Origin of the sequence: Phycicoccus mangrovi, from assembly GCF_018729305.1 — a bacterium.
GTDB classification, from domain to species: domain Bacteria; phylum Actinomycetota; class Actinomycetes; order Actinomycetales; family Dermatophilaceae; genus Phycicoccus; species Phycicoccus jejuensis.
In genome coordinates this window covers 1-14,520 of record NZ_JAHHWP010000003.1, presented here as the reverse complement: position 1 = coordinate 14,520, position 14,520 = coordinate 1, and the positions used below count along the sequence as shown (strand labels likewise).

The following is a 14,520-nucleotide window of genomic DNA, read 5'->3' as shown; positions in this document are numbered from 1 at the left end:
CCCCATCTGAGTAGGAGTGACCCACATGCTGTCCCTGTTCCGCGTCACCGAGGTCTCGGCCCACTGCGACCTGCCGTGCGGTGTCTACGACCCCGCCCAGGCCCGCATCGAGGCGGAGTCGATCAAGGCGATCATCGCCAAGGTCGCCGACAACGACGACCCCGACTTCCGCACCCGCGCCATCCTCATCAAGGAGCAGCGCTCGGAGCTCGTCAAGCACCACCTCTGGGTGCTGTGGACCGACTACTTCAAGCCCCCGCACTTCGAGAAGTACCCGCAGCTGCACACCCTCTTCAACGAGGCCACGAAGCTCGCGGGCGCCTCGGGCACCAAGGGCGAGCTCGACGCGGCGAAGGCCGACGAGCTGCTCGCCAAGATCGACGAGATCGCGACGATCTTCGCCGAGACCAAGAAGGCCTGAGCCACCGGCTCGAGTCCGACGGCGGGCGTCCCCTCGGGGGCGCCCGCCGTCGTCGTGTCCGAGGGTGCCCGGCTCAGAGGCCGGGGACGGTGACGACGTAGACCTCGCCGGAGCCCTCGAGGTCGACCGGACCCTCGTGGTCGGGCAGGAAGGCGGAGCCGGTGTCCGCCAGCGCCACCTCACCGCTCGCCGAGCGCAGGGTCACCCGCCCGCGCAGGCAGAAGACGAGCCGCGGTCCCGCCTCCCCCGGCAGTCGTCGCCCGGGCTGCACGCGGTGCAGGAGGAAGCGGTCGGACGCCCCGGGGTACACCTCGACGCCGTCGGCCAGCCGCACCCCGCGACCCGCGACGCCGTCGGCCGCCGGGTCGACGATCCGCAGCAGCTCCGGGACGTTGACCTCCTTCGAGGTCAGCCCCGCCCGCACCACGTTGTCCGAGTTGGCGAGGACCTCGATGCCGAGCCCGTGGACGTACGAGTGCAGCACCCCGGCGGCGACGTCGATGTACTCCCCCGGCCGCAGGACGCGGTGGTGCATGAGGAGCAGGACGACGAGCCCGATGTCGTCGGGGTGCTCCTCCGCGCGGGCGACGACGGCGGCGGCCGCGCCGGCGATCTCGTCCTCGCCCTCGGACATCCGCAGGCACGCCGCGACGACCTCACGCGTCAGCGATGGCACCTCGACCGGCGGGGTGGCGAGGACGTTCGCCAGCACCGCGTGGCACGGGTCGTCCGCGCCCCCCGCCGCCTCCACGGCCCGGGAGAAGGCGGGGACGGCGAGCCGCCGGGCGATCTCGGAGACCTCCTCGGGCGCGCGCATCCCGACGAACACCTCGAAGGGGGCGACGGCGAGGAGGAGCTCCGGCTTGGCCGAGTCGTCGACGTAGACGCTGTCGCCGGTCAGCGCCCGCAGCTCGCCGGCCTGCTCGGCGCTCGGGTGGACCTGGATCGAGATGGCCCGTCCGGGAGCGAGGACCTTGAGGAGGAACGGGAGCCGCTCGCCGTGGCGCTCGACGCACGCGGCGCCGAGCTCGAAGACCGGGTCGGCGGCGACGACGGCCGCGAGGTCCGGGCCGCCCGGGCGGTCGGTGCCGGCGGGCCCGCTCTCGTGGGCGCCCATCCACAGCTCGGACTCGGGCAGGGCCGTGGGGATCGAGCGGCCCTGGAGGCTCGCGATGGCCACGTGGGAGCCCCACGCGTCGTTGAAGACGACAGGGGTGAGACGGTCCACGGGGTCCTTCGGGTCGAGGCTGCCGGTCCGGCGGCGGGGGTCGCTCGACTCTACCGGGCGCCCGCCCGACGCTCGCCGACCCGGCCCACGGCCCCGTCCTCGACGATGCGGGTCAGGGCGTCCACGACGTCCGGGTCGTACTCGTAGCCGAGGCCGAGGTGGATCCGTTCCATCGCCGCGTCGACGAGCGCCGGGTCCGAGGACCCTCCGGTCAGGTCGTCGTAGGCGTTGGCGCACTTGATGATCCGGCTCGCCATCGGGACGTCCTCCCCCAGCTCGCGGACCATCCGGTAGGGGATGGTCTGGCCCTCCACGTAGTCGGCGACGTCCTCGAAGATCTCGGCGCGGCGGATGATGCGACCTCCCTCGAGGGCGATCGAGCGCTGGTCGGCGGGCGCCGCGAGCACGGTGGCGCCGTCCGGGATCGGGTCGAGCAGCGAGATCTGGCCGAGGTCGTGCAGCAGGGCCGCGTACTCCAGGTCGCGCAGCGTCCGCTCCGACAGGCCGAGGACCCGCCCGATCCGCACGGACACCTGCGCCACGCGCTCGGCGTGGTGGACCGGGGTGTAGCCACCGTGCTCGGTGAGGTGCGACAACGTCGCGATGAGCTGCCGGTTCGTGGCCCGGTTGCGTGCGTACTGCTGCACGGCCGCGTAGGCCATCGCGAGCGGGACGAGGGCGACCGGCAGGGCGAGGAGACCGAGCTCGGGAGCCATGAGGGCGACCATGGGGCCGGTGACGACGACCGCGGCCGTCAGCGGGGCGACCTCGCCGAGCTCGTCGCGCACGGCCGCCGACCACGGGGTCCGCTGTCGCTCGGACCGGATGCCGGCGACGAGCACGGACTCGAGCACGAGCCCGGCCGCCGCCACGAGCGCCATGCCCACGGCCACGGACGCGCGCGGGACGGACGCCTCGGACTGCATCGCCCACAGGGTCGGCTGCCCCCAGTCCCGCGCGAGGACGGCCGCGGCCCAGACCCCGACGACGCGGGCCGCGAGCGCGCTGACACCCGCCGGATGGTGCCGCACCCGGCGGACGACCACCGCGAGACCGAGACCGGTCGTGACGACGAGCACCACGAGGCCGCTGGGGATGTCGAGCGGCGGCTCCCCGGCGATCGGCCCGACGAAGACCACGGCCATCGCGGTGGCCGCCGACAACGGCGCCGACTCGCGGCCGCTCGGCATCCGGGTGCGGGCGAGCTCCCCCGCGGCCACGAGAGCCACGAAGACGAGGAAGGTGTCGCGATGGGTGGACAGCAGGGTGGGGAGGGCCCAGCCCGAGCCGAGGATGCCGGAGAGCACGACGAGCGCCCCCGTCACCAGGACGAGGGTCGTCAGCATCCGGCCGGGCCGGCGGAACAGTGGTGTCACCGGCGCGGGCCCGGCTCCGAGGGGCGGGTGAGGGCGACGTGCAGGGCCCGGGCGATGGCGGGGTCGTTCCCGGCCCGCTCCGCCAGCAACGCCTCGGCTCGGGTGGGGGCGTGCACCCTCCCGAGGGCGTCCCCGACCTGGGTCAGCAGGTCGTAGGCGTCCGCCAGCCCGACGATGCGGGCCGGCAGCGACGTCCCGGAGCCGACGGACATCCCCTCCTGGTGCCGGAGGATCGGGTCGATGGCGCCGCGGAGGAAGTCGAGGTCCCCGAGGATGGCCGCGCTCCTGGCCGGGTAGTCACGGGAGGCGGCCGGGTCGGTGAGGTCGAGGGCGCGGACCAGGGGTGTGGGCAGGCTCGTCTGGCCGACGTCGTGCAGCATGCCGGCGACCCGCGTGTCGGCCACCTGCTGCGGGCTGAGCCCCAGCTGCTCGGCCATCCGGCCGCTCAGCTCCGCGACCCTCGCGCTGTGGCCGGCGAGACGGGGCGCCTTGGCCTCGACCGCCGCGACGAGCACCTCGAGGGCGCGTTGCTGCCCGCGGAGCTCCTCCGCGTGCTGCCGGTAGGCCCACTGGGCGACGACCAGCGGGGCGAGGACGATGACGGCGGCCGTGGGCCCGAGGTCCGCCGGCCGCCAGAGGACCACCATCGTGAGCGCGATGACGCCGTAGCCGACGTACGCGAGGCCGGTCCCACGCAGCACGAGCAACATCTGGTGACGCATCGGGATGCCGGTCGAGATGCGGACGACCGCGGCGAGCGCCACGAGGTTGACGACGGCCTGGGCGACGTCGGCCACGAACAGCGGGAGCGCGAGCCCCTCGACGAGCTCCGTGGGGCCTGCGAGCAGCTCGGGCAGCAGGGTCCCGCCTGCCCACAGGTAGACGAGACCGCCGAGGCTGGCGGCCAGGGAGAACTGCGCGGCGTTGAACAGCCGCTTGTTCCAGGGCAGTCCCCGCCCGAGCGACACCCCGAGCACGGCGCCGACCACGGACGCGCCGGCCGGACCGACGATCGGCAGGCCGGCCAGCTGGACGACGCTCGCCAGCGACACGCGCGTCTGCGTCTCGACGACGGCGTCCGGGAGGACGATGTGCAGCAGCGCGAGGAGCAGGAACACGCCGAGCGCCGGCACGTCGGGGAACCCGTACCCACGCACGACGAACGCCCCCACGAGGACGGCGAAGGCCGCGACGATGACTACGTACGCCATCGTCGCGGCCGACCGAGAGATCCCGGATCCCTGACCGATCACCGGGATCGCTCCGATGCGGGGTCGATCAGCCCCAGCCCCAGCCGCTGGCGTGCGTGATCGGAGCCGTCTCGACAGGGGCGGCGGAGGCGGCGCCGGAGACGGTGATCGTGGCGAGAGCAGCGAGCAGCGCGGCAGCGGCGAGAGAACGGAACGTGCGCATGATGTGTCCTTCCAGAGGGTGGATGTCCCGACCCTGGCTCTCCGGGGCGGCCGAGACAGCGGAATTCTTTCACGGGCGGTGGTGTGCGACAATCGCAACGGACACATCCGCCCGCGCGTGTCGTCGCGCTGGGCACCCCACGGACGAGGAGTCACCATGAGCAAGCGCGCCCGCAAGCGCCGCTCGCGCAAGGGCAACAAGGCCAACCACGGCCGCAAGCCCAACGCCTGAGCCGGACCGATGACGAAGGGCCCGGAGTGCATCGCACTCCGGGCCCTTCGGCGTCCGCGGTGGGTCAGTCCTCGTGCTCGACGCGGACGACGGTGAGCCTCTGCAGCACCTGCATCCGCACCGCGGCGGGCGTCTCGGTCTCGGCGCAGGACCGCTTGACGACGGCCTTGACCGCGGCGTCGAGGTCGTGCTCCGCGAGGCACGGACGGCACTCGGCGAGGTGGGTCGCCACCCGCTTGACGTCCTCCGGGCTCATCTCGCCGTCGAGGTACTCGTAGATGTGGTGCAGGACCTCCGAGCAGTCGGCGTGGCCCTGGTGGTCGGCGTGCTGGTGCCCCATCACTCCACCTCCGCCCCGACGAGGCCGCGGTCCCGGGCGTAGCCGGTGAGCAGCGCGCGCAGCTGACGACGCCCGCGGTGCAGGCGGGACATGACGGTGCCGATCGGGGTCCCCATGATCTCGGCGATCTCCTTGTACGCGAAGCCCTCGACGTCGGCGAGGTAGACCGCGAGCCGGAAGTCCTCCGGGAGCTCCTGGAGCGCCCGGGTCACCTGGGTGTCGGGCAGGTGCTCCAGGGCCGCGGCCTCGGCGGACTTCAGGCCGGCGGAGGTGTGCGACTCCGCCCGCGCCAGCTGGTAGTCCTCGACCTCGGCGGCGTCGGACTGCTGGGGCTCGCGCTGCTTCTTGCGGTAGGTGTTGATGTAGGTGTTGGTGAGGATGCGGTACATCCAGGCCTTGAGGTTGGTGCCCGGACGGTACTGGTGGAACGCGGCGTAGGCCTTGGCGTAGGTCTCCTGGAGGAGGTCCTCGGCGTCGGCCGGGTTGCGGGTCGTGCGCATGGCCGCGGCGTACAGCTGGTCCATGAGGGGCATGGCCTCGCGTTCGAAGCGGGCCTGCCGCTCCTGCGGGGTCTCGGTCGCGAGGTCGACCTCCTGCGAGGTCTCCTCGAGCGGTGTCTGGGGGGTGCTCATCGCCTCCCAGCCTATCCGGGCCCGGGGACGGGTCGAGGTGTCGAGGACGAACACGAGTGGGGCCTCCGGTCGGGGACGGTGCTGACGGTGGCGAGAACGCCGGGGGGCGCGGAGTCATTCCGCACCCCCGGCCCGGTCAGGACCTCAGCGACGCCAGGACGGCGAGGGCGGCGGCCGCGACGGACGGGGCGGAGCGCTCGAGCGAGTGCGGCCCGTCGACCTCGGCGAGGGTTCCGCCCGGGGGCAGGACCGCGCGCACCTCCGCCGGGGTACCGAAGGGGTCGGTGCGGCCCTGGACGACGTGGACCCCCAGGCCGTCCGCGGCGGGCCGCACGAGCTCGTCGGCCCGGGAGCGCTCCGGGCGTCCCGGTGGGTGCAACGGGAAGGAGAGGGCCAGCACCGCCCGCGCCCCCACCTCGGACGCCGTGCGGCAGGCGACGCGCGCCCCGGCGCTGCGACCCCCGACGACGAGGAGCGGCCCGGGGTCGAGGGCCCCGAGCACGGTGACCCACGCGGGGTCGAGCACCGCGGGTCCCGGTCCCAGCCGCTTGCCGGACACCCGCCACGGCTGGTCGACGAGGACCACCCGCCACCCGGCCCCGAGCGCGGCGTCGCGCACGGCGGTGACGTCGTCGGTCCAGCGCAGCCCACCGGCCCCGTGACCGAGGACGAGGGTGCCGACGACGTCGCCGCCCGGCTCGCTCGCCGTGCTGCGGGCCGTCCCCGCCGCCGTCTCGTGCAGCCGCTCGCTCACTCCGCCGGACCGCCCACGACCTCGCCGGTCGTCGGGTCGACGACGCCGACGAGGTCCGCGACGGGAGCGGGCTCGAGCAGGCCCGGCCCGTTCGCACGGCTGCTGCTCACGGCGCGCGAGACCGGGTACGCGGTGAACCGTCCCGGCGCCCGGGGCCCGAGCAGGTCCGCCACGTCGGCGGCGCCGGTGCCCGGGTCGAGCCAGCGGGCCCACTCCCCCGCCTCGAGGACGACCGGCTGGCGGTCGTGGATGCGGTCCAGCCCGGGCTCCGCCGGCCCGGTGAGGACGGTGAAGGTCGTGAGCCAGGCCAGCGGGTCGTCGGGGTCGGTGACCGCGGGGTCGCGCCAGAACTCGTAGAGGCCGGCCATCGCGACGCTCGCGCCGTCGGCGCGCGAGGTGAAGAACGGCTGCTTGCGCGGCTTCCCCTTCGCGTCGAGCGCCGTCGGCGACGCCTGCCACTCGTACCACCCGCGCGCCGGGACGAGGCAGCGCCGGGCGGCGAGCGCGCGGGCGAAGGCGGGCTTCTCGGCGACGGACTCGACGCGGGCGTTGATCATCCGGACCCCGCCCTTGGCGTCCTTGGACCAGCTGGGCACCAGCCCCCACGTGAGGAGGCGCAGCTGGCGCCGGGCCGCGGCCTCGCGGTCCTCCCGCGGGGGCCGGCTGAGGACGACCGGGGCCTGCTTGGTCGGCGCCATGTTGTGGTCCGGCGTCCCCGGCGGGGGCTCCTGCGGGTTGACGAGGACGCTGCGTCCCGGCTCGCCGGTCCGGTCCTCGTCGACCTCGAACTCGAGCACGAGCTCGTCGGGGTTCGCCGTCGCCGCGTAGCGCCCACACATGGTGCTCAGGCTACGCAGCGGCAGCCCGAGCAACTACGGTAGGCCGGGAGGTCCTGACCAGCAGCGACCCCGACCCGGAGGTCCCGGATGTCCTTGGTGCGACGCATCGCCCGACCCCTGCTCGCGTCGATGTTCGTCGTGGGGGGCACCGACCAGCTCAAGCACCCGTCGGCGAAGTCCTCGACGGCGCGACCGGTCGTCGAGAAGATCGCCCCCCGCCTCGGGCTCCCCGACGACACCGAGCTCCTCGTGCGGGCCAACGGCATCGTCATGGTCGGCGCCGGCACGATGCTCGCCCTCGGCAGGCTGCCCCGCCTCTCGGCGGCCGTCCTCGCCGCGTCGCTCGTCCCGACCACCGTCGCCGCGCACCAGTACTGGAACGAGGAGGACCCCGCGACCCGTGCCCAGCAGCGCGTGCACCTCCTGAAGAACCTCGGCCTGCTCGGCGGGCTGCTCCTCGCCGCGGTCGACACCGAGGGCCGACCCGGGCTGGCCTACCGCGCGCACCTGGCGAACGAGAGCGTGCACCGCGCCGGACGCACCACCCGGCGCGAGGTGCGGCACGCCGCACGGACCGCCACCACCGAGGCGAAGCTGAAGGCGGCCCAGGCGCAGCATGCCTTCTCCTGACTGGCCCGCTCCGACCGCCGGGTCCCCGGTCGACGCCCGCGTCGTCCTGCCCGGCAGCAAGTCCCTCACCAACCGCTACCTCGTCCTCGCCGCGCTCGCCTCGGACGTCTCCCGCCTGCGGGCGCCGCTGCGCTCGCGGGACACCCTCCTCATGGCCGGGGCGCTGCGGACGCTCGGCGTGGGTGTCGACGACGTCGACGACGGAGACTGGCTCGTCACGCCCGCGGCCCTGACCGGCGGTGGCACCGTCGACTGCGGCCTGTCCGGCAACGTCATGCGGTTCGTCCCGCCGCTCGCCGGCCTCGCCGTCGGCTCCACCCGGTTCGACGGCGACGAGGGAGCCCGCCACCGCCCGATGGCGCCCGTCCTCGAGGGACTGCGCGCCCTCGGTGTCGAGGTCGACGACGGCGGCCGGGGCGTGCTGCCCTGCACCGTCCACGGCACCGGCGCGATCCGGGGCGGTGAGGTGACCATCGACGCGTCGGCCTCGTCGCAGTTCCTCTCCGGTCTGCTGCTCTCGGCGCCGCGCTACGACCGGGGGGTCACGGTGCACCACGCCGGCGGCACCCTGCCGAGCCTCCCCCACGTCGAGATGACCGTCGAGACGCTGCGCGACGCGGGGGTCGTCGTCGACGACGGGGACGCGGACACCTGGCGGGTCGAGCCGAGCGAGGTCAACGCCCTCGACGTCCAGGTCGAGCCGGACCTCTCCAACGCCGCGCAGTTCCTCGCGGCCGCCCTCGTGACCGGCGGCACGGTGACCGTCCCCGGCTGGCCGCAGTACACGACCCAGGGCGGCGACTTCGTCCGCGAGGTCCTCGACATGATGGGCGCCGAGGTCGTCCTCGACCGCTCCGGCCTCACCGTCACGGGCACCGGGGGCATCCTCGGTGTCGACGTCGACCTGCACGGCTCGAGCGAGCTCACCCCCGTCGTGGCGGCCGTCGCGGCGCTCGCCGAGGGCCCCAGCGTCATCCGCGGGGTCGCGCACATCCGCGGGCACGAGACCGACCGCCTCGCCGCCCTGCGGACCGAGCTCACCGGCGTCGGCGCCGAGGTCACCGAGACCGAGGACGGGCTGCGCATCGTCCCGAAGCCGTTGCACGGCAACCGGTTCCGCACCTACGCCGACCACCGGATGGTCATGGCCGCCGCGGTCCTCGGCCTCGCCGTCCCGGGCATCGTCATCGAGGACGTCGGGACGGTCGGCAAGACGATGCCGGAGTTCACGACGCTCTGGGAGCGCATGCTCGACGAGCGGGTCCCCGCGGACGCGTGATGGCCAGGTCGAGCCGGGACTACGACGAGTCCGACGTCCGCATCCGTCCCAACCGTCGTGGCTCGCGGCCCCGCACCAAGGACCGTCCCAAGCACGAGGACGCGGTCGTCGGGCGCGTCCTCGGGGTCGACCGCGGCCGCTACCGCGTCCGGGTCGGCGACGGCTCCGCGCACCACGACCTCGTCGCCATGCGGGCCCGCGAGCTCGGCCGCAAGGGCATCGTCGTCGGGGACGAGGTGCACCTCGTCGGCGACACGAGCGGGGCCGAGGGCTCGCTGGCCCGCATCGTGCGGCTCGGGGAGCGCGTGACGCTGCTGCGACGCACCGCCGACGACACCGACCCCGTCGAGCGGGTCCTCGTCGCCAACGCCGACCAGCTCGTCGTCGTCTCGGCCCTGACCAACCCCGAGCCGCGCCCGCGGCTCATCGACCGCTGCCTCGTCGCCGCCTACGACGCGGGGATGGACCCCCTCCTCGTCCTCACCAAGGCCGACCTCACCGACCCCGCACCCTTCCTCGAGCAGTACGCCCCGCTGTCGGTGCCGCACGTCGTCACCTCGCGCACGGGGGACGGGATCGACGGGCTCGGCGCCGTGCTCGAGGCGCTGCGCGGGCGCACCAGCGTCCTCGTCGGCCACTCCGGCGTCGGCAAGTCGACGCTCGTCAACGCGCTCGTCCCCGACGCCCTCCGCGCCGTCGGCGTCGTCAACGACGTCACCGGCCGCGGCCGGCACACCTCCACCTCCGCGGTGGCCCTCCCCCTGCCCGAGGACGACGGCTGGGTCGTCGACACCCCGGGCGTGCGCTCCTTCGGGCTGGCGCACGTCGACCCGACGCGCATCGTGCACCACTTCCCCGACCTCGAGCCGGGGACGGCCGAGTGCCCGCGCGGGTGCACCCACGACGAGGAGGAGTGCGCCCTCGACGCCTGGGTGGCGAGCGGGGCCGCAGGCCCCGCCGGTCCGTCGCGCCTGGACTCCCTGCGCCGGCTGCTGCGCACGCGGACGGCCGCCGGCGAGGACTGATCCCCACCGGCGGCCGTCACGGGTGACGCGTCGGGCGCGTCAGCGCGGCTGGTCGTCCGTGTCCTGGACGGCGCGGCTGGTGTCGGCCGGCGGCCGCGGGTCGGACACGCTCGAGCGCTCGACCGTCGAGCGGTCGTCCGGAGCGAGCGAGTCGTCCTGTCCGAGACCGGAACCCACGTCGTCGAGGTCGTCCGTGTCGCTGCTGACGAAGCGCGCGTCCGGCTCGAGCTCGCTGACGTCGACCGTCTCGACGACGAGGCGCGGCTCGGCGAAGTGGCACGCCGAGAGGTGCCCTCCGGCGCCGTCCTGGCGCATCTCCAGCTGCGGCTCCTCCTGGCTGCAGACGTCCTGCGCCTTCCAGCACCGGGTGTGGAAGCGGCAGCCCGACGGCGGGTTGGCCGGCGAGGGCACGTCACCGACGAGGACGATCTGCTCGCGCTTGCCCCGCAGGGTCGGGTCGGGCACCGGCACGGCCGAGAGCAGGGCCTGGGTGTACGGGTGCGTCGGCCGCGAGTACACCTCGTCCTCCTCGCCGAGCTCGGCCATGCGGCCGAGGTACATGACCCCGACGCGATCCGAGATGTGCCGGACGACGGACAGGTCGTGCGCGATGAACACGTACGCCAGGCCGAGCTCGTCCTGCAGCTTCTCCATGAGGTTGACGACCTGCGCCTGCACCGACACGTCGAGCGCGGAGACCGGCTCGTCGCAGATGAGCACCTTCGGGTTGAGCGCGATGCCGCGCGCGATCCCGATGCGCTGGCGCTGACCGCCGGAGAACTGGTGCGGGTAGCGGTTGATGTGCTCCGGGTTGAGGCCGACGAGGTCGAGCAGCTCCTGGACCCGCTGCCGGCGACCGCCCTTGGGGACGACGTCGGGGTGGATCTCGAGCGGCTCGCCGATGATGTCGCCGACCGTCATCCGCGGGTTGAGCGAGGTGTACGGGTCCTGGAACACGATCTGGATGTTGCGGCGCAGTCGGCGGGTCTCGCGGGCCGAGGCCCCGGACCAGTCCTGGCCCTCGAACTGCACGGTGCCGGCGGTCGGCTCCTCGAGGCGCATGAGCAGCCGGCCGAGCGTGGACTTGCCACAGCCGGACTCACCGACGATGCCGAGCGTCTCGCCCTTGTGCAGGTCGAAGCTGACCCCGTCGACGGCCTTGACGTGGCCGACGGTGCGGCGCAGCACACCCTTCTTGATCGGGTAGTGCTTGACCAGGTTGTTGGCGCTGAGGACGACCTCAGGCATCGATGACCTCCTCGGCGAAGTGGCAGGCGGACAGCCGGCCGGGGGCGACCTCGCGCAGGGCGGGACGGTCGGTGCGGCAGATGTCCTGCGCCATCCGGCAGCGCGGGTTGAAGGGGCACCCCGGCGGGATGTTCATGAGGTTCGGCGGCAGACCGCCGATCGCCGCGAGGGTCTGGCCCTTCTGGTCCAGGCGCGGGATCGACTCGAGCAGGCCGCGCGTGTACGGGTGCCCCGGGGAGGCGTAGAGGTCGAGGACCTCGGCCTTCTCGACGAGCCGGCCCGAGTACATGACCGCGATCCGGTCCGCGACGTCGGCGACGACGCCGAGGTCGTGGGTGATGAGGATGAGCCCCATCTGGCGCTCCTCCTGCAGCTCCTCGAGGAGCGCCATGATCTGCGCCTGGACGGTGACGTCGAGGGCGGTCGTCGGCTCGTCGGCGATGAGCACCGCCGGGTCGAGCGCGATGGCCATCGCGATCATGATGCGCTGGCGCATGCCGCCGGAGAACTGGTGCGGGTAGGCCTTGACCCGGTCGCGGGCGGCCGGGATCTGCACCCGCTCCATGAGGCGGACGGCCTGCTCGAGCGCGTCGCTCTTGTTCATCCCGCGGTGCACGCGGAACATCTCGGCGATCTGCCAGCCCACGGGGAAGACGGGGTTGAGCGACGAGAGCGCGTCCTGGAAGATCATCGAGATCTCCGGGCCGCGGGTCCTGCGCCGCTGCTCCTCCGGCATCGTCAGCAGGTCCTCGCCGCAGTAGCGGATGTGCCCCTGCGGGATGACCGCCGGCGGCATGTCGAGGATGCCCATGATCGCCTGCGCGGTGACGGACTTGCCCGAGCCGGACTCGCCGAGGATGGCGAGCGACTCGCCCTGGCGCAGCTCGAACGAGACGCCGTTGATGGCCGTGGCCACCCCGTCGCGGGTGTGGAACTCGACGAACAGGTCGTCGACCTCCAGGAGGACGCCGTCCTTCGGGGTGTAGGTGTGCCCCGAGGTCGTGGTGTCGGTCGCGGTGCTCATCGTGTTGCTCACCGGTTCTTCGGGTCGAGGGCGTCACGGACCACGTCACCGAGCATGATGAACGCGAGGACCGTGAGGGACAGGAACAGGCTGGGGAAGAACAGCATGTGCGGGGTGGTGCGCATGCCGACGACCGCCGCGCTGATGTCGACGCCCCAGGAGACGGTCGGCGGCTGCAGGCCGATGCCCAGGTAGGACAGCGTCGCCTCCGCCGAGATGTACGCCCCGAGGTTGATCGTCGCGACGACGATCATCGGCGCGAGGGCGTTGGGGACGATGTGCGAGCGCACGACGCGCCACGGGCTCGCGCCCAGGGCCCGCGCGGCCTGCACGTAGTCGTTCGGCTTCACCTGGATGACGCTGGAGCGCATGAGGCGCGCCATGCTCGGCCAGCCGAGGACGACGAGCGCCAGCACGACCTTGAGGACGATGTAGAAGTAGTTGTCCGTGGCCGGCAGCGTGACGAGGACGATGACCGCACCGAGCAGCAGCGGGATGGCGAAGAAGACGTCACCGAGCCGCGAGAGGATCGTGTCGGTCCAGCCGCCCACGTAGCCGGCGAAGACCCCGACGATGCCGCCGACGAGCGTCGTGAAGACGGTCGTCAGGAGGCCGACGAGGATCGACGCGCGCGCCCCGTAGATGCAGCGGGCGTAGATGTCGTAGCCCTGGATGTCGCGGCCGAACCAGGCGTCGGCGTTGGGCCGCACGCGGGCGTCGCGCAGGATCGCCTCGGTCGGGTTCGTGCTCGTGAAGAGGCTGGGGAAGACGGCCATGAGCGTGAAGATCACGATGAGCACGGACGAGACCCAGAACAGCGGGTTGCTGCGCATCGTGCGCCAGGCGTCCGAGGCGAGCGATCGGGCGGGAGCGGAGTCGCCGCCCTCGGGGGTGGACGTGGGGGCTTCGGAGACGGCGGCCTCAGTCATGGCTGATCCTCGGGTCGAGCAGTCCGTACAACAGGTCGACGAGCAGGTTGACGACGAGGTAGACGATCACGAGGAAGGTCACCGAGCCGACGACCGAGGCGCCGTCCCGCACCCGGATCGCGCGGAAGATGTAACCGCCGACGCCGGGGATGTTGAAGATGCCCTCGGTGACGACGGCGCCGCCGAGGAGGGCCCCGAAGTCGAACCCGATGAAGGTGACGACGGGGATGAGCGAGTTGCGCAGCGCGTGGAGGCCGTAGGCCCGGCGCTTCGTCAGGCCCTTGGAGATCGCGGTGCGGACGTAGTCCGAGCGCAGGTTCTCGACGAGGTTGGTCCGCATGAGGCGCGCGACGTAGGCCACCGACAGCGAGCCGAGGACCAGCGCGGGCAGCAGCAGCTCGTAGAACGTCGGGTTGCTCGAGGTCACCGTGACCGGGAACAGCCCGAACTTCACCCCGAGGTAGAGCTGGGCGACGTTGCCGATGACGAAGATCGGGATCGAGATGAGCACGAGGGTCGAGACGAGCACGAGGTTGTCGAGGAACCCGCCCTTGCGGATGCCTGTCAGCACGCCGGCGAGGATGCCGACCAGCGCCTCGAACGCGACCGCCATGAGCGCGAGCTTGGCCGTGACCGGCACGCGCAGCTTGAGCTGGTCGGCGACCGGGGTGTCGCTCGCGGTCGTGCCCAGGTCGCCCTTGGCGAGGTTCAGCACGTACTTGCCGTACTGGACGGGCAGGGGGTCGTCGAGGTTGTACTTCTCGATGAAGGCCGCGCGGTAGGCCGCCGAGCAGGGGCGCTCACCGCACTTGCCCGCGACGGGGTCGCCGGGTAGGGCGAAGACCATCGCGAAGATGAGGAACGTAGCTCCCAGGATCACGGGGATCATCTGCAGGATCCGCCGGACGATGTAGGTGCCCACGTCACCTCCTTGGGGTTTCGGGACGCGTCGCCGGGGGTCGGGCGAGGGGCGTCGGGGTGGATTACCGGGTTGAACCTAGACCATGCGTGCGGGCATCGGTAGCAGGGGACCCGGCCTTTCCCGCCTGCTCTGCCCGGACACGGCCGTGGGGGGGGGGGGGGGGGGGGGCCCCCCCCCCGCGGGGGGGGGGGGGGGGGGCCGGGGGGGGGGGCCCCCCCCGCGGCGGTGG

General features: G+C 73.2%; 17 protein-coding genes. 5 read left to right on the top strand and 12 right to left on the bottom strand.

The genetic code is table 11. From position 1 onward, the window contains the following. Positions 1 to 25: 25 nt before the first annotated feature. The gene (gene sodN / locus KMZ30_RS00965; RefSeq protein ID WP_215510992.1) at positions 26 to 421 is read left to right on the top strand and encodes a superoxide dismutase, Ni; all 396 of its coding nucleotides are present in this window, start codon (positions 26 to 28) and stop codon (positions 419 to 421) included. Between the two features lie 73 nt (positions 422 to 494). Here sodN and manA read toward each other — a convergent pair whose 3' ends face one another. The 4 genes from manA to KMZ30_RS21975 form a co-directional block, all read right to left on the bottom strand. Next, positions 495 to 1,649, bottom strand: coding sequence for a mannose-6-phosphate isomerase, class I (gene manA / locus KMZ30_RS00960; RefSeq protein ID WP_215510991.1), 1,155 nt, complete (start codon positions 1,647 to 1,649; stop codon positions 495 to 497). 50 nt (positions 1,650 to 1,699) lie between these two features. Further along, positions 1,700 to 3,025 (bottom strand): HD-GYP domain-containing protein, encoded by a 1,326-nt coding sequence (locus tag KMZ30_RS00955; protein WP_215510990.1) that lies wholly within the window; start codon positions 3,023 to 3,025, stop codon positions 1,700 to 1,702. Then, positions 3,022 to 4,236, bottom strand: coding sequence for an HD-GYP domain-containing protein (locus KMZ30_RS00950; RefSeq protein ID WP_215510989.1), 1,215 nt, complete (start codon positions 4,234 to 4,236; stop codon positions 3,022 to 3,024). Before KMZ30_RS00950 ends, KMZ30_RS00955 begins: the two co-directional genes overlap by 4 nt. 67 nt (positions 4,237 to 4,303) lie before the next feature. Beyond that, positions 4,304 to 4,438, bottom strand: coding sequence for a hypothetical protein (locus tag KMZ30_RS21975; protein WP_264318872.1), 135 nt, complete (start codon positions 4,436 to 4,438; stop codon positions 4,304 to 4,306). A 156-nt stretch (positions 4,439 to 4,594) separates the two neighbouring features. Here KMZ30_RS21975 and KMZ30_RS22590 point away from each other — a divergent pair, with 156 nt between their 5' ends. Further along, positions 4,595 to 4,669 (top strand): 50S ribosomal protein bL37, encoded by a 75-nt coding sequence (locus KMZ30_RS22590; RefSeq protein WP_009775747.1) that lies wholly within the window; start codon positions 4,595 to 4,597, stop codon positions 4,667 to 4,669. A gap of 64 nt (positions 4,670 to 4,733) precedes the next feature. On the opposite strand, the gene rsrA is transcribed toward KMZ30_RS22590, so the two are convergent. The 4 genes from rsrA to KMZ30_RS00930 form a co-directional block, all read right to left on the bottom strand. Beyond that, positions 4,734 to 5,009: a mycothiol system anti-sigma-R factor gene (gene rsrA / locus KMZ30_RS00945; RefSeq protein ID WP_215510988.1), complete on the bottom strand. Its 276-nt coding sequence runs from the start codon at positions 5,007 to 5,009 to the stop codon at positions 4,734 to 4,736. Continuing rightward, the gene (locus KMZ30_RS00940) at positions 5,009 to 5,641 is read right to left on the bottom strand and encodes a sigma-70 family RNA polymerase sigma factor (protein ID WP_036829600.1); all 633 of its coding nucleotides are present in this window, start codon (positions 5,639 to 5,641) and stop codon (positions 5,009 to 5,011) included. Before KMZ30_RS00940 ends, rsrA begins: the two co-directional genes overlap by 1 nt. 136 nt (positions 5,642 to 5,777) lie before the next feature. Further along, positions 5,778 to 6,395, bottom strand: coding sequence for an alpha/beta hydrolase family protein (locus tag KMZ30_RS00935; RefSeq protein WP_215510987.1), 618 nt, complete (start codon positions 6,393 to 6,395; stop codon positions 5,778 to 5,780). After that, positions 6,392 to 7,234, bottom strand: a complete 843-nt coding sequence (locus KMZ30_RS00930) for an SOS response-associated peptidase (RefSeq protein WP_215510986.1) — start codon at positions 7,232 to 7,234, stop codon at positions 6,392 to 6,394. The genes KMZ30_RS00935 and KMZ30_RS00930 overlap by 4 nt, the downstream gene beginning before the upstream one ends. 87 nt (positions 7,235 to 7,321) lie before the next feature. Here KMZ30_RS00930 and KMZ30_RS00925 point away from each other — a divergent pair, with 87 nt between their 5' ends. Genes KMZ30_RS00925 through rsgA form a run of 3 tightly spaced genes read left to right on the top strand, consistent with a single transcriptional unit; the run spans position 7,322 to position 10,168 of the window. Then, complete coding sequence (locus tag KMZ30_RS00925; protein ID WP_215510985.1) at positions 7,322 to 7,864, top strand: DoxX family protein; 543 nt, start codon at positions 7,322 to 7,324, stop codon at positions 7,862 to 7,864. Further along, positions 7,851 to 9,143 (top strand): 3-phosphoshikimate 1-carboxyvinyltransferase, encoded by a 1,293-nt coding sequence (gene aroA / locus KMZ30_RS00920; protein ID WP_215510984.1) that lies wholly within the window; start codon positions 7,851 to 7,853, stop codon positions 9,141 to 9,143. Before KMZ30_RS00925 ends, aroA begins: the two co-directional genes overlap by 14 nt. Continuing rightward, positions 9,143 to 10,168 carry a ribosome small subunit-dependent GTPase A gene (gene rsgA / locus KMZ30_RS00915; protein ID WP_215510983.1) on the top strand — a complete coding sequence of 342 codons (1,026 nt, stop codon included), beginning with the start codon at positions 9,143 to 9,145 and terminating at the stop codon, positions 10,166 to 10,168. Before aroA ends, rsgA begins: the two co-directional genes overlap by 1 nt. Positions 10,169 to 10,207: 39 nt before the next feature. On the opposite strand, the gene KMZ30_RS00910 is transcribed toward rsgA, so the two are convergent. The 4 genes from KMZ30_RS00910 to KMZ30_RS00895 are packed head-to-tail and all read right to left on the bottom strand — an operon-like array spanning position 10,208 to position 14,291. Beyond that, positions 10,208 to 11,416, bottom strand: coding sequence for an ABC transporter ATP-binding protein (locus tag KMZ30_RS00910; protein ID WP_215510982.1), 1,209 nt, complete (start codon positions 11,414 to 11,416; stop codon positions 10,208 to 10,210). Beyond that, the gene (locus tag KMZ30_RS00905; protein WP_215510981.1) at positions 11,409 to 12,440 is read right to left on the bottom strand and encodes an ABC transporter ATP-binding protein; all 1,032 of its coding nucleotides are present in this window, start codon (positions 12,438 to 12,440) and stop codon (positions 11,409 to 11,411) included. The genes KMZ30_RS00910 and KMZ30_RS00905 overlap by 8 nt, the downstream gene beginning before the upstream one ends. Before the next feature lie 8 nt (positions 12,441 to 12,448). Continuing rightward, the gene (locus tag KMZ30_RS00900; protein ID WP_215510980.1) at positions 12,449 to 13,369 is read right to left on the bottom strand and encodes an ABC transporter permease; all 921 of its coding nucleotides are present in this window, start codon (positions 13,367 to 13,369) and stop codon (positions 12,449 to 12,451) included. After that, positions 13,362 to 14,291, bottom strand: coding sequence for an ABC transporter permease (locus KMZ30_RS00895; protein ID WP_215510979.1), 930 nt, complete (start codon positions 14,289 to 14,291; stop codon positions 13,362 to 13,364). Before KMZ30_RS00895 ends, KMZ30_RS00900 begins: the two co-directional genes overlap by 8 nt. Between the last annotated feature and the right edge of the window lie 229 nt (positions 14,292 to 14,520).

Coding starts and splice junctions, on each gene's coding strand:
- KMZ30_RS21975 (WP_264318872.1), bottom strand. CDS start 4,438: ATGCGCACGTTCCGTTCTCTCGCCGCTGCCGCGCTGCTCGCTGCTCTC.
- sodN (WP_215510992.1), top strand. CDS start 26: ATGCTGTCCCTGTTCCGCGTCACCGAGGTCTCGGCCCACTGCGACCTG.
- KMZ30_RS00940 (WP_036829600.1), bottom strand. CDS start 5,641: ATGAGCACCCCCCAGACACCGCTCGAGGAGACCTCGCAGGAGGTCGAC.
- KMZ30_RS00900 (WP_215510980.1), bottom strand. CDS start 13,369: ATGACTGAGGCCGCCGTCTCCGAAGCCCCCACGTCCACCCCCGAGGGC.
- KMZ30_RS00925 (WP_215510985.1), top strand. CDS start 7,322: ATGTCCTTGGTGCGACGCATCGCCCGACCCCTGCTCGCGTCGATGTTC.
- KMZ30_RS00950 (WP_215510989.1), bottom strand. CDS start 4,236: ATGGCGTACGTAGTCATCGTCGCGGCCTTCGCCGTCCTCGTGGGGGCG.
- KMZ30_RS00930 (WP_215510986.1), bottom strand. CDS start 7,234: ATGTGTGGGCGCTACGCGGCGACGGCGAACCCCGACGAGCTCGTGCTC.
- KMZ30_RS00905 (WP_215510981.1), bottom strand. CDS start 12,440: ATGAGCACCGCGACCGACACCACGACCTCGGGGCACACCTACACCCCG.
- KMZ30_RS00910 (WP_215510982.1), bottom strand. CDS start 11,416: ATGCCTGAGGTCGTCCTCAGCGCCAACAACCTGGTCAAGCACTACCCG.
- rsrA (WP_215510988.1), bottom strand. CDS start 5,009: ATGGGGCACCAGCACGCCGACCACCAGGGCCACGCCGACTGCTCGGAG.
- aroA (WP_215510984.1), top strand. CDS start 7,851: ATGCCTTCTCCTGACTGGCCCGCTCCGACCGCCGGGTCCCCGGTCGAC.
- rsgA (WP_215510983.1), top strand. CDS start 9,143: ATGGCCAGGTCGAGCCGGGACTACGACGAGTCCGACGTCCGCATCCGT.